This window comes from Pseudomonas iranensis, from assembly GCF_014268585.2.
GTDB lineage: Bacteria > Pseudomonadota > Gammaproteobacteria > Pseudomonadales > Pseudomonadaceae > Aquipseudomonas > Aquipseudomonas iranensis.
In genome coordinates, this window is sequence record NZ_CP077092.1 from 5,859,094 (window position 1) to 5,873,083 (window position 13,990).

The following is a 13,990-nucleotide window of genomic DNA, read 5'->3' on the forward strand; positions in this document are numbered from 1 at the left end:
AGCGTAACGTTCAAAAGCTACCCTCACCCTAGCCCTCTCCCGGAGGGAGAGGGAACCGATTGGGGGATGCTTGGGAACGAAGCCGACCTGAAGCAGCCGTGGTGAATCCCGAAACGAAAAATCAACAGCCCCTCACCCTAGCCCTCTCCCGGGGGGAGAAGGAACCGATAGGGGGATGCTTGGGAATGACGCCGACCTGAACCAGCCGTGGTGAATCCAGAAATGAAAAATCAACAGCCCCTCACCCTGGCCCTCTCCCGGAGTGAGAGGGGACTGATTGGGGGATGCTTGGGAATGACGCCGACCTGAACCGGTTGTAGTGAATCCATAATCGACTCGGTCATTCAGGTCGATGTAGGACGCGAGACACCTCGGTCGGCTCCCTCTCCCTCTGGGAGAGGGCTGGGGTGAGGGGCTTTCAGTCGGTTGGCACCATTTTGTCCAGAACGCGGTTCACCGCCATCTCCGCCACCATGACAATCTGCGCGATGCCCTGCAGGGTCTTGCGCTGCGAACCGTTCACGGAAGCGGCGTGGTTGTGCAGCATCACCGTCGCCGAACCAAGGGTTTCACAGGCGTCGGCCAGCAAGGACTCGGTGTCGGCTTCGGGGTTGGCCATGTACAGCGTGTTGGGGGTGTATGGCGGGGCCATGAAGTCAGCGCTGGGCGGGCCGAGGTAATGGTCGAGGGCACGCTCGGCGGCTTCGTGGAATTTCTTTGAGTCGGGGGATTGGTAGGGCGATGCCGGGTCTTGGGTCGGCGGATTGGGCGATGGTTTTTTCATCTTCAGGTTCCGGATAAAGCCGCAACCGCATCTCTGCTAAAAGAAGGGGTGGCAGCTGAACGCAGGTTAGCAGACCGGGGAACCTAAGGAAGCCGGCGCGCCGAAGCGCCCTGCGCACAGCCGCCATCAAGTGCAGACGTGAAGCCTGGCTGACGGTGCTCGTGCAACCTCAGATTTACCACGGGCTGCTAAACCCGATCACTGGGAATCAGTGACCCGATCCAAGTTACGCAGCAAGCCCTGGGCGCACAAGCCGGCGGATTCTGGCGCAGGCGTAGGCAGCGGCGCAAGGATTTGTAGGCTGGTGCGGCGTAACACTGGGTGTCTTTAAACACAGGCGTGGCTTGATGTTGATCGTTCCCACGCTCCGCGTGGGAATGCCTCCACGGACGCTCCGCGTTCGGCTCTTGATGGGACGCGGAGCGTCCCGGGCTGCATTCCTTTGCTGCGCGTGGGAACGATCAAGCGAAAGCCTTGGATCAGCGGGCCAATCCCGCATCCACCAGTAACCGCTCCAGCCCCAACAAATCCGGCACCTTCGCCACCTGCTCGCCCACCTGCACCGCCGCCTGTTCCAGCGCACACAACGGCACATCGACATAACTCAACTGACTGTCGAGCTTGTACGACCGAGGAATCCCCTGCACCAACAGGGCGATGAATCTGAGCTGCGGCAAGCCGCCCAGCGCATTCAGAATGACGATCCGCGCCCGTTCACCGATGACGATTTTCTGCCCACAGGCCGATTCGAAACTGATCAGCGGAATCTGCCGCTCGCGCCACGTTACCCGGCCCAGGTACCACGGCGGCGTGTCGAGATCGAAGGCGCTGGCCTGGTAGTCGATCAGCTCGGCGATGGCGACATTCGGCAGGATCAGGTTGCGATCGGCCAGCGGCAGCAGCAGCCCGGTGAGCTGGCTGGTGCGCGGGTTATGCCGGTGCTCATGCATGTTTCTTGCTCCACTGGGCGATGCTCTCCAGCAACACCGATTCCTGATACGGCTTGCCGAGGTAGTCGTTGACGCCGATGGCCATGGCGCGGTCGCGGTGTTTCTGCCCGGTGCGCGAGGTGATCATGATGATCGGCAAGTGGCGCAGGCGTTCGTCGGCGCGCACCTGGGTCGCGACTTCGAAGCCGTCCATGCGCGGCATTTCGATGTCGAGCAGCATCAGGTCGGGCATGTGCTCTTCGAGCAGCAGCATCGCATCGACACCGTCCTTGGCGGTCAGCACGTTCATGCCGTGACGTTCGAGCAAACGGCTGGTGACCTTGCGCACCGTCACCGAGTCATCGACGACCATGATCAGCAGCGGCTTGTGCGGCTCGCTGTCGATCTCCGTGCGCGCCGGCTCTTGCGCCAGCCGCGCCTGCATCGCCCGGATCGGTGCGAGCAGATCCAGAATCAGCACCACCCGGCCGTCGCCGAGAATCGTCGCCCCCGACACGCCCTGCACCGCCGCGAACTGCGGGCCGAGGCTCTTGACCACGATCTCGCGGGTGCCGGCCATGGCGTCGACCAGCACCGCAACATGGCGGTCGTTGCAATGCACCAGCAGCACCGGCAACGGCAGGCTCTGCCCGAGCAGTTTTGGCCGTGGCGCAGTCTTCAACAGCTCGCCGATATAACACAGCTCATAACGCTGGCCGGCGTATTGATAACTCGGCGGATCCTGACGGAAGTGCCCTTCCAGATCATTCGGCAACACACGCACGATGCCTTCGATGGTGTTCAGCGGGATCGCGTACTGATCCTCAGCGCACTGCACCATCAGCGCGCGGTTGACCGACACGGTGAACGGCAGGCGAATACGGAAATGCACGCCCTGCCCCGGCACCGAATCGATGCTCATGCTGCCGCCCAGCTGACGCACTTCTTCGTGGACCACGTCCATGCCGACGCCACGCCCGGAAATCTGGGTGATCTTTTCCGCCGTGGAGAAACCCGGCTGAAGGATGAACTGCAACACATCGCGGTCGCTGATCTCGGCGTCGGGCGCCAGCAGACCGCGCTTGATCGCCTTGCGCCGCACGGCTTCCAGCGGCACACCGGCGCCGTCATCGCGGATGTCGAAAACCATGTCGCCGCCCTCGCGGGACAGATCGAGGGTGATCTGCCCTTGCGCCGGTTTACCCGCCGCCAATCGCACCTCGGCAGATTCGAGGCCATGGTCGACGGCGTTGCGCAGCATGTGTTCCAGCGGCGCGGCCATGCGCTCCAGCACGTTGCGATCCATCTCGCCATCAGCGTTGCCGACCACAAACGCGACATCCTTGCCCAGCTCTTCGGCGACCTGCCGCACGATGCGCTTCAGACGCGGCACCATGCGTTCGAACGGCACCATGCGCGTACGCATCAGGCCTTCCTGCAACTCGGTGTTGATCCGCCCCTGTTGCTGCAACAGGTTCTCCGCATCGTGGTTGCGGCGGTCGAGGGTTTCCTTCAGGTCGAGCAGGTCCGAGGCGGATTCGAACAGTGCCCGCGACAGTTGCTGGAGCTGCGAATGGCGGTCCATTTCCAGCGGATCGAAGTCTTCATAACCGAGGCGTTCGCCATCGACTTGCTGGCGGCTGAGAATGCGCCCCTGGGTTTCGGTGTCGAGGCGGCGCAACTGATCGCGCATGCGCTCGATGGTGGTTTCCATCTCGTTGAGAGCTATCTGCGCATCGTTGACTTGCTGCTCGATCCGTCCGCGAAAGATCGAGGTTTCCCCGGCCAGATTGACCAGTTCATCAAGCAGCTCGGACGAGACCTTGACCATGTCCGCGCCAGCATCGGCGGCCGGTGGCGCTGCCTCAGGCTTGATCACCGGTGCTGGCGCCGAGGGCGCTTCAACCTGCACCGGGTGACTGAAATTCTGGATCGCGCTGATCAGCCGATCGGCCGGTGGGCACGGTTGCCCGGCGCGCACACCATCGAGCATTTGCGCCAGTCGGTCATGGCCACGCTGCACCAGCGCGAACAGTTCGGCGGACGGTTGCAGCGCACCGGTGGAAAGGCTTTCGTAGAGAAATTCCAGCTCATGGGCGAGGTCGCCGATCGGGCCGATTTCGACCATCCGCGCGCCGCCCTTGAGGGTGTGCAGATCGCGCAGCAGGGTTTCGATTTCCTGACGGTTGCCCGGCTCGGCCTGCCAGCGCAACAGCGCGGCGCCGGAGCTTTCGATGATGTCGAAACCTTCTTCGAGGAAGATCTCCAGCAACTCCGGATCATGCCCGGCGTTGTCGTGTTCGACCGCTGCGGGGGCAGATTCGCTGGCGGCCTGGCCCTGACGCAACTGACGGATCGCGTCGATCAAATCCTGCGCCGGAGTCAGCGCTTGATGCGCTTGCAGTTGCTCCAGCATCAGCGCCAAACGCTCATGACTGTGCTGCAACAAACCTTCGAGCGCGGCGCTGTGGTTGTAGCGTCGATCGACCAGCCCTTCGTAGAGGTTTTCCAGTTCCTGGGCAAGGTCACCGACGGCCTCGACCTCGGCCATGCGCGCGCCGCCCTTCAGCGTGTGCAAGTCGCGCTGCAATGACGACAGCGGCGCGGCGTTGTCCGGGTCCTTGAGCCAGCGCTGCAAGGCTTGCCCGGCGCTGTCGAGAATGTCCACCGCCTCTTCGAGGAAGATTTCGACGATCTCGTCGTCAGGCTCGAGGGCGGCAACCGATTGCTGCAATTGGGCGGTGGCGCTGCCCAGTTCGCGAATATCGAGGGTGCGACTGCCGTCGCTGCGGATCAGGCCCATCGCCGCGGGGTCGAGGCCTTCGTCGAGCAGATCCTGCAAGGCGCGAATCCGCTCCGGTTGCGCAGTGATTTCCTGGCCGGCAGCGAGTTCGTCGAGCATGTTGATCAGCGCTTCGTGGGCCAGTTGCGCTTCGTGGAAAAACCGCTCACTGACCGCCAGGCTGCTTTCTTCCACCGCGCCATACAGGTCGAGCAAGGCTTCGCAGAGGCCATCGACCGCCTGCAGATCGGCCAGATGCGCGCCTTCGCCCAGAGTGGTCAGCTCATCGAGCAAGGCGCTGAGTTCCTGGCGCTCGCCGGGGTGCTGCTGCCAGCGCTGCAAGAGGTTTTCGGCGTCGAGGAGGATGTCCATGCCCTGGGCGAGGAAGTTGTTGATCAGCTGCGGATCGCGCTTGAGGCGCAGGCCGCTGTCAGCGCCATCGGAACTGGCTTGCAGGCGCTCGGCGAGCAGCGCCTCGGTGCGCTTGATCAGCGACTGCGCACCGACAATCGGCGCCAGCGGATCGTGTTTGAGCTGGCGCAGGCCGACGCGGAACAAGCCCTCGGCTTCGAGCAGCAATTCGACCTCGTCCAGATCCAGCGGCAACTGATGCGCCTTGAACTCGCGGGCCAGTTGATCCAGCGAAGCCGCCAGTTCGGCCATCGGCAATACGCCGGCCATCGAGGCACTGCCCTTGAGCGTGTGCAGCGCCCGTTGCAGCTCGTCGCTGGCCGGCAACGGCACCTGTTCGGCGGCCTGATCGAGGAAACGGTTGAGGCTGGCGAGGTGGGTTTCGGCTTCTTTGCGGAAGATTTCCAGCAGCAGCGGATCGAGCGCGGCGACGTCGTCGGTGTCTTCGGCAGCCAGCGGCTCATCGCCTTTGGCCAACGCGTGGGCGCGGGCGGCGAGTTGGTCGACATCGTTGCGCTGGCGCTGACGCTGGGTGGCGAATTCGTTGATCAGCTCGGGCAGCAGCAACAGCGTGTCGCCGAGCAATTGGCGCAGCACTGCGCCGGGCTCGACGCTTTGTTCGAGCACGCGGTTGAGCAGGTTTTCCACCGCCCAGGCCAGTTCGCCGAGGACCAAGGCACGGACCATGCGCCCGCTGCCCTTCAAGGTGTGAAAGGCCCGGCGCAGTTCGGTCAGCGCGGCGCGGTCCTGGGGATTGGCGGTCCAGCGCGGCAGGTATTCGTGGAGGACCGCGAGGACTTCGTCGGTCTCCTCCAGGAACACTTCGCGCAGTTCATCGTCGACCGGTTCTTCATCCGCTGGCGGCGGCATCAGGCTGTCGGGGCTGTTGCGCGCCGGCGGGTTGAGCGCCGACAGCGGGCTGGCGAGCACTTCGGCCAGCGACTGCACGACGTCAGGGTCGTCGAGGGTTTGCAGATCCTGCATGAGCTGCGCTTCGCTGGGGCTGAGCACCTCATCGAGCACCGGCACCTGCGCTTCGCCGGGCTGCTCGTTGGCAAAGAAGCCGAGGCTGGCAAGGCTGTTCTGCGCGACATCGAGCAGATGCTCGGCGGGCGCCTGCGGATCATCGCTCAGGCGTTCGAGGTAATACTCGAGGCCGCTGATCACGTCGGCCAGATGATCAAGTTGTTCCCAGCCCGGTTCGTGGGCATCGAGCATCAAATGCTCGCGAATGAAACCGTTGCAGGCCTCGACCAGACTCGCTGCGCGGGCCAGCGGAATCATCGCCAGCGCGCCGCGTACTTGCGTCAGCAGCTCGGGCAGCGATTGCAGATGCTGGCGGTCCCAATCGGCGTCGATGTAGTCGACGATCATGTCCTTGGCCTGTTGCAGGCAGATGCGCGCTTCCTTGATCACGATCTGATGGATCTGCGTCAGGTCGGTGGTCGGCAGACGCGCGTCTTCGGCGCTTTGCGTCTCCACCGTGCCGACCATGCCGGCCAGCGTCGCTTCGACGTAGAGCAAGGCCCCGGCGACGTCCATGAGAATCGCGTCGTTCGGTTCGCGCTGGCCCTGAGCGAGGCTGAGCACCACCGCCAGTTGGTCGATGATGACCTTGCGCGGCTGGCCGAAACCCAGCACCGCGAGGGTGTCGGCGATCTGCCGCAGCGGCGCGAGCAGGCTGTCCAGGTCCGAGGCGTGCTGGCGGTCGCTGCGCACGAACAGATCGAGGCGCTCCTTGACCCGCACCAGCTCTTCGCACAGCGCCGCCAGCACCGAGCGCATGGCATCGCGGTCGGGGCCGGCGAGGCGCGCGCGTTCTTCATCGACCATCGCGCTGTCGGGCAACGCGTCGTCCAGGGAGTAGCGATCTTTCATGGTCAGCATCTGCCCGGTGGGATGTTCGGCTTTGGCAATATAGAACAACAGGCTTTTCAGCAGCTCGGCCGGCGCCGGCTGGTTGAGCCCGACGATGCCCTGCTCGAGCAGGCGCTTGAGCTCTTGGTCGGCGTCCTTGAACAGGCTGCGCAGCGCCGGACTGTTGGCGATGACGCCCTCGCGCATGCCCTCGACCAATGCCGAGGCGATTTGCCACAAAGGGCTCAACGGCGCGTCGCCGCTCAGCGCTTCGAGACGGCTGAAGACTTTGGCCAGATAGCCAAGGTGCGTCTGGTCGTCCTGTTCGCGCAGCAGACCGACCAGAGCCATTTGCAGCATCTGCCGCAGTTTGCGCAGCACGTTCGGCAGATCGGGCGGTTCCAATGCCGCGAGTGCCTCGTCGCCGAGCGGCGCCAGCTCGGGCAGTGGCGGGCTGAACAGGCTGGTTTCCGCCAGCAGGCTTTCACCGCGAGCGCTGCGTAGATCGTTGATCAGCGGCAACACCACCAGCGGCAGGTCGCGGCGGGCGCTCTGCACGCGGTCGAGGTAAAGCGGCAGTTGCCCCAGGGCTTGCAGCATCAGGTGCAGGGCTTCGTCGCGGTGCGGTACACGATCATGTTGCAGGGCTTCGACCAAGTGCTCCATTTCTTCGGCCAGTAACGCTGCGCCGTAGAACTCGACCATCTGCAGGCTGCCGTGGACCTGATGAATGTACGCCAGGCACTCGTCCAGCCCGGGGAAGGCCTGCGGATCGTCGAGCACGGCTTCGATCGCCTGATGCGCCAGCTTCAGCGTTTCGGCAATTTCGCCCTTGACCCATTCCAGGGCCACGTAGTCGTGCCGATCACCCATAACCACTCCACTCACGCTTTATCTGTCGCCGCCGGCAAGGTGAAACCGGACACCGAACGGCGCAACTGACTGGCCATTTTCGCCAGGTTGCCGATGCTCTCGGCGGTGGCCGTGGACCCCGACGAAGTCTGCGAGGTGATCTGCTGGATCACGTTCATCGTCAGCGAGATCTGCCCGGCCGAAGAGGTCTGCTGCTGCGCTGCGTTGGAAATGCTCTGGATCAGCGCGGCGAGGGTCTTGGACACGCCTTCGATTTCTTCCAGGGCGACACCGGCATCCTGCGCCAGTCGCGCGCCGCGCACCACTTCGGTGGTGGTCTGCTCCATGGAAATCACCGCTTCGTTGGTGTCGGCCTGAATCGCCCGCACCAGGGTTTCGATCTGTCGGGTCGCGGCGGACGACCGCTCGGCCAGCCGTTGCACTTCGTCGGCAACCACAGCAAACCCGCGCCCGGCGTCGCCGGCCATCGACGCTTGAATCGCCGCGTTGAGGGCAAGAATGTTGGTCTGGTCGGCGATGTCATCGATCAGGCTGACGATATCGCCGATTTCCTGGGACGACTCGCCGAGGCGCTTGATGCGCTTGGCAGTGTCCTGAATCTGTTCGCGAATGTTGTCCATGCCGTGGATGGTGTTGTGCACCACTTCGTTACCCTTGTTGGCGATTTCCACGGAACGCTCGGCCACCGCCGACGATTCGGCAGCGTTGGCCGAGACCTGATCGATGGACTCGGCCATGTCGCTGATCGCTGTCGAGGCTTCGGAAATCTGCTGCGCCTGTTGCTCAGACGCTTGGGCCAGATGCATGGCGGTGGCCTGGGTTTCCTGCACCGCAGCGGCAACCTGGCCGGCGGTGAGGTTGATGGTGGCGACCAGATCGCGCAATTGGTCGACGGAATAGTTGATCGAGTCGGCGATGGTGCCGGTGAAGTCTTCGGTCACCGAAGCGGTTACGGTGAGGTCGCCATCGGCGAGGTCTTCGATTTCGTCGAGCAGGCGCATGATCGCGTTCTGGTTGCGCTCGTTCTTCTCGGCAGTTTCGCGCAACTGGCGATTGGTTTCGCGGACCATGACCAGACCGATGAGGATGATCGAGGCCAGCGCCAGCAAGCCCAGCACATAGCCGCCAATGGTGTCGGTGTTGCGCCCGCCGGCCAGTTGCTCGAATCCGGTGGCCAAGTGCGAGGCTTCGTCGAGCAGGGTTTGCGACAGGGTGAAGATGTTGCTCGCCGATTCCCGCACCTTGAACAGCTCTGGCGAGGTTTCGAGGATTTCGTCCACCGAGCCGGAGACGAACTGGAACAGCTCGGAGATTTCGCTCAAACGGGCGCGGGCGTCGCGGTCTTCGACCTGGCTGATTTTCAGCGCCGGGTTGCCCTGCAACATGCCGTTGAGCACCAGACCGAAACGCGCGGCATCGCGGCCAAAGGCGTCGGCGGCCTGCTGCGAGTTTTCGTCACCGGCGAGCACGGTGTTGACTGCGCCAAGAATGCGTTCAGCCAGTAGCGACTGCCGCTGCGCCATCGCCACCTGCGCCGCCGGAGCGCCGCGCTGGAGGAGGATTTCCACGACTTTTTCGTATTCGATCTGCAACTGCGGCACGGTTTCGGCGAGTGTCGCGGCGACCTGATGCAGCGACAGCACGGTCTGTTCGCTGGTGAGGATCGCGTCGGTGTTTTTCAGCAGGCGTTCCCAGTCCATCTGCACCGCGCGCATTTCCGGGCGCACGGCGACGGGTGCCGGTGGCAGGCCGGTGTTCGGGTCACCTTTCTTCAGGTAACCCCAGCGCTGGGCGAAATCGTTGCGCGCATCACTGAGCAACTTGAACGCCGCCGCTTTGCCCGCCGCCGCTTCGGTGGCGTTCTTGGCGATGCGTTGCGAGAGCACGCGCAGCTCACCGGCGTGGCCGATGTACTGCTTGTCGTAGTTCGCCTGGGTGTTGAGGTACGCGAAGTTGGCGAACAGCAGCATGATGAACACGATCAGTGCGATAAACAGCACGATGATCTGCGCGCGACTACGCGATGCTTCTGCCGACTTGCCTGTTTTTGCTGTTGTCATCGGTCCTCGCCTTAACCCACACCTTTGAGGCCTGCTGCAATCCCTGTGGGAGGCAACCTCATGATGAAGAAATTTTGTGGCGAGGGGATTTATCCCCGATGGGTCGCGCAGCGGCCCCAAAAACCTGAGTCGTATCGGCTACATCTCAAATACAGGTCTTGGGTCGGCTTCGCCAACCATCGGGGATAAATCCCCTCGCCACAGGTCTGTCTGACCCACAATTTTCCTGATCACATAGCCCATTCCACCCAATGGGTTCTGTGTTGTTCCTGCTATAGAGCCACACCCATAAACACCGGAGACCTGGCCAGGGCAAACAGGCTGAACACCCGCCAGTTCTGTTCGCGGCGGAAATAGCCTTTGACGAATTCGGCCTTGGAGCCCTGGCGCTTGCTGATCGACAGCGGCTCGAAACTGCCCTGTTCGAAATGCTGCAAACCGATCACCTCGTCGACCATCACTCCGGCGAACACGTCTTCATGTTCCACCACCAATACCCGCCGCTGTTTGCGCAGCGGCGACAACTCATGGCCGAAGAAGCCGCACAGGTCCATGATCGGCAGCAGCCGCCCGCGCAGGTTAGCCACACCCTTGACCCACGGCTTGACCCCGGGCAACTGGGTGAAGCGCGGTTCATGCAAAACTTCGCTGACTTCGCCCATCGGCGCCACATACCAATGCTCGCCGAGGCGAAAGCCGATGCCGCTCCAGCGATCCGGGCGCGCCGCTTGCGACGGCAGGTCGGCTGCCAGCAGGCGGCAGCGCTGGTCGATCTGCCAGAGCAGTTCGAACGCGGTCAGCGATTCGTTCATGATCGCGCGATCAGCCGTTGAGTACGTTGTTCAGGGTCTTGATCAGGGTGTCTTCGTCGACCGGTTTGGTCAGGTAATCCTTGGCGCCCTGGCGGGTGCCCCAGACCTTGTCGGTCTCCTGATCCTTGGTGGTGATGATGATCACCGGGATGTGCGCCGTGTCGGCATCCTTGGTCAACTGACGGGTCGCCTGAAAACCGTTGAGGCCGGGCATGACGATGTCCATCAGCACCGCGTCGGGTTTTTCCTGACGGGCCAGGGCCACGCCGTCGGCGCCGTTCTCGGCCTTGAGCACTTCATGGCCGTGCTTTTCGAGCATGCCGGTGAGTTTGTACATTTCAGTCGGCGAATCATCGACGATCAGGATACGTGCCATGGTCTTCCCCATTTTTCTGGTCGACTGCCGGCCCGCTGGCCGAGCGTCACTGTGCGTGTCTTACTGCGGCAAAACGGCGGCGAAGCCCGGAACATGGGCCTGAATCGCGTTGAGCAGTTCTTCTTTGCTGAACGGCTTGGTCAGAAATTGATCAGAGCCGACGATCCGCCCCTTGGCCTTGTCGAACAACCCGTCCCTGGATGAAAGCATGATCACTGGCGTCGCCTTGAAGGCGCTGTTGTTCTTGATCAGGGCGCAGGTCTGATAACCGTCCAGACGCGGCATCATGATGTCGACAAAGATGATCCCGGGATGGTGGTCGGCAATCTTCGCCAGCGCATCGAAACCGTCGATGGCGGTGATCACTTCGCAACCGACATTCTTCAACAATGTTTCGGCGGTGCGGCGAATCGTTTTCGAGTCGTCGATCACCATGACCTTCAAGGCGCTGGACTGCTGTTCCATAAGAGGGTTCTACCGTCGCCTTTGCGAATCAAATTGTCCGTTTTGCTGTGAATAATGGCCTGAAACCCTTGAAACCCATGGGGCGGCGCGATCTGCCAGCCTTTTTAGCACAGTCTCCAGATGCAATCTATCGACGGGTTTTTCCTTGACCCGAAACCCGCCCGGCGCCACTCTGGCGGCACTTTTTCAATACCGATCCGGTAGCCAAATTTCGAGGAAAACCCAATGAGCGTTCGCGTCGGGATTGTCATGGACCCTATCGCCAGCATCTCCTATAAAAAGGATAGCTCGCTGGCCATGCTGCTGGCCGCGCAGAAGCGTGGCTGGGAACTGTTCTACATGGAACAGAAAGACCTGTATCAGGCCGAAGGCCAGGCGCGGGCGCGGATGAGTCCGCTGAAAGTTTTCGCCAACCCGGACAAATGGTTCGAACTGGACGCCGAGCAGGACAAACTGCTGAGCGATCTGGACGTGATCCTGATGCGCAAGGATCCGCCGTTCGACATGGAATTCGTCTATTCCACTTATCTGCTGGAACAGGCCGAAGCCGCTGGCGTGCTGGTGGTGAACAAGCCGCAGAGCCTGCGCGACTGCAATGAAAAGCTGTTCGCTACGCTGTTTCCGCAGTGCACGCCGCCGACCATCGTCAGCCGCCGCCCGGACGTATTGCGTCAGTTCGCCGACCATCACGGTGACGTGATCCTCAAGCCGCTGGACGGCATGGGCGGTTCGTCGATCTTCCGCCACACCGCCGGACACCCGAACCTTTCGGTGATCCTCGAAACCCTGACCCTGCACGGCAAGCAGCAGATCATGATTCAGGGCTACCTGCCGGCGATCGTCGATGGCGACAAGCGCATCCTGATGATCGATGGCGAGCCGGTGGATTACTGCCTGGCGCGGATCCCGGCCATGGGCGAAACCCGTGGCAACCTCGCCGCCGGTGGCCGTGGCGAAGCGCGTCCGCTGACCGAGAAGGATCGCTGGATCGCCGCCCAGGTCGGCCCGACCCTGCGCGAGAAAGGCCTGCTGTTCGTCGGCCTCGACGTGATCGGCGAGCACCTGACCGAAATCAACGTCACCAGCCCGACCTGCATCCGTGAAATCGACAATGCGTTCGGCACTGATATCGGCGGGATGCTGATGGATGCCATTGAGAAGAAGCTGCAAGCTGCAAGCTCCAAGCCGCAAGCTTGAAGCCGAGCGACAAGCTTCTGACTTGCAGCTTGCAGCTCGAAACTTGCAACTGCCCCTATGCAGCTTGTCGCTTGAAGCTCGTCGCTTGCAGCTAAAAACCAACATTGCGTTATCATGCCGGGCCCATGAAAACGCGATGTTGGTTTTTCTGTCATGACCCTCCCGTCCGATCTGCCCGCTGAACTCGCCCATCGTGGCGTGCGCCCGGCCGATCGCCTCGGTTTTACCCTGTTTCTCGCGGCGCTGATTCACCTGGCGCTGCTGCTCGGCGTCGGTTTCACCATGGTCGAGCCGCAGCAGATCAGCAAAACCCTGGAAATCACCCTGGCCACCTTCAAGGCCGAGAAGAAGCCGGAAAAGGCAGATTTTCTCGCTCAGGAAAATCAGGAAGGCAGCGGCACGCTGGACAAGAAAGCCCTGCCCAAGACCACCGAAGTCGCGCCGTTCCAGGACAATCAGGTCAAAAAGGTCACCCCGCCGCCCGCCGCCAAGCCAGTGGTGCAGGAAGCCGCACCGAAAGCAGCGGTGACCACCGTCGCGCCGAAACCGAAAAAGGCGCCGACCAAGAAAGAAGAAAGCAAAACCGAAGTCAAACCGACCGTCGACGCGCCGGCGTTCGACAGCTCGCAGTTGTCCAGCGACATCGCCAGCCTCGAGGCGGAGCTGGCCAAGGAACAACAGCTGTACGCCAAGCGCCCGCGCATCCACCGCTTGAGCGCGGCCTCGACCATGCGCGACAAGGGCGCCTGGTACAAGGACGACTGGCGCAAGAAGGTCGAGCGCATCGGCAACCTCAACTACCCCGAAGAAGCACGGCGCAAGCAGATCTACGGCAATTTGCGCCTGATGGTCTCGATCAACCGCGACGGCTCGCTGTATGAAGTGCTGGTGCTCGAATCCTCCGGCCAGCCGCTGCTCGATCAGGCGGCGCAGCGCATCGTCCGCCTGGCCGCGCCGTTTGCACCGTTTACCGGCGATCTGTCGGACATCGACCGCCTGGAAATCATCCGCACCTGGAAATTTGCCCGGGGCGACAAGCTCTCCAGCAACTGAATATTTATGTGGCGAGCGGATTTATCTGTGGCGAGGGGATTTATCCCCGCTCGGCTGCGCAGCAGCCGCAAAACCATTCCATACGGAGTGTCAGGCAGAACCCATCAAGCGATTCAGGGGCGCTTCGCGCCCCAACGGGGATAAATCCCCTCGCCACAGATAAATCCCTTCACCACAGATAAATCCCCTCGCCACAGATAAATCCCTTCACCACAGATAAATCCCCTAACCACAGATAAGTCCCCTAACCACAGATAAATCCCTTCACCACAGATAAATTCCCTGAGCACAGATAAATCCCCTAACCACAGATAAACTCCCTCACCACAGCAAATCCCCTCGCCACAAAAGCTCTGTTCCAATAATGGATCTGTGTTGTTGTCAGCATCTC

Annotated in this window: 9 protein-coding genes; 2 read left to right on the forward strand and 7 right to left on the reverse strand. The window is 62.1% G+C overall.

What is annotated here, in order from left to right:
* Nucleotides 1-418 precede the first annotated feature (418 nt).
* The 7 genes from HU724_RS26450 to pilG all read right to left on the reverse strand — a co-directional run bounded on the left by HU724_RS26450 (nt 419) and on the right by pilG (nt 11,349).
* The gene (locus HU724_RS26450; protein ID WP_186569308.1) at nt 419-784 is read right to left on the reverse strand and encodes a DUF6124 family protein; all 366 of its coding nucleotides are present in this window, start codon (nt 782-784) and stop codon (nt 419-421) included.
* A gap of 479 nt (nt 785-1,263) precedes the next feature.
* The gene (locus HU724_RS26455; RefSeq protein WP_186569309.1) at nt 1,264-1,734 is read right to left on the reverse strand and encodes a chemotaxis protein CheW; all 471 of its coding nucleotides are present in this window, start codon (nt 1,732-1,734) and stop codon (nt 1,264-1,266) included.
* Nucleotides 1,727-7,636, reverse strand: coding sequence for an Hpt domain-containing protein (locus HU724_RS26460; protein ID WP_186569310.1), 5,910 nt, complete (start codon nt 7,634-7,636; stop codon nt 1,727-1,729). Before HU724_RS26460 ends, HU724_RS26455 begins: the two co-directional genes overlap by 8 nt.
* Nucleotides 7,637-7,647: 11 nt before the next feature.
* Nucleotides 7,648-9,696 carry a methyl-accepting chemotaxis protein gene (locus HU724_RS26465; RefSeq protein WP_186569311.1) on the reverse strand — a complete coding sequence of 683 codons (2,049 nt, stop codon included), beginning with the start codon at nt 9,694-9,696 and terminating at the stop codon, nt 7,648-7,650.
* 272 nt (nt 9,697-9,968) lie between these two features.
* A complete protein-coding gene (locus HU724_RS26470) occupies nt 9,969-10,508 on the reverse strand; it encodes a chemotaxis protein CheW (RefSeq protein WP_016772745.1) in 540 nt (179 codons plus the stop codon).
* A 10-nt stretch (nt 10,509-10,518) separates the two neighbouring features.
* Nucleotides 10,519-10,884, reverse strand: a complete 366-nt coding sequence (pilH, locus tag HU724_RS26475) for a twitching motility response regulator PilH (protein WP_016772744.1) — start codon at nt 10,882-10,884, stop codon at nt 10,519-10,521.
* A gap of 60 nt (nt 10,885-10,944) precedes the next feature.
* Nucleotides 10,945-11,349 carry a twitching motility response regulator PilG gene (gene pilG / locus HU724_RS26480; protein WP_016772743.1) on the reverse strand — a complete coding sequence of 135 codons (405 nt, stop codon included), beginning with the start codon at nt 11,347-11,349 and terminating at the stop codon, nt 10,945-10,947.
* Between the two features lie 225 nt (nt 11,350-11,574).
* Here pilG and gshB point away from each other — a divergent pair, with 225 nt between their 5' ends.
* Both gshB and HU724_RS26490 read left to right on the forward strand, forming a co-directional pair.
* On the forward strand, nt 11,575-12,546 hold the full coding sequence (gene gshB / locus HU724_RS26485) for a glutathione synthase (protein WP_116658337.1): 972 nt from the start codon (nt 11,575-11,577) through the stop codon (nt 12,544-12,546).
* Nucleotides 12,547-12,699: 153 nt separating this feature from the next.
* Nucleotides 12,700-13,599 carry an energy transducer TonB gene (locus HU724_RS26490; protein ID WP_024014654.1) on the forward strand — a complete coding sequence of 300 codons (900 nt, stop codon included), beginning with the start codon at nt 12,700-12,702 and terminating at the stop codon, nt 13,597-13,599.
* Nucleotides 13,600-13,990: the final 391 nt, after the last annotated feature.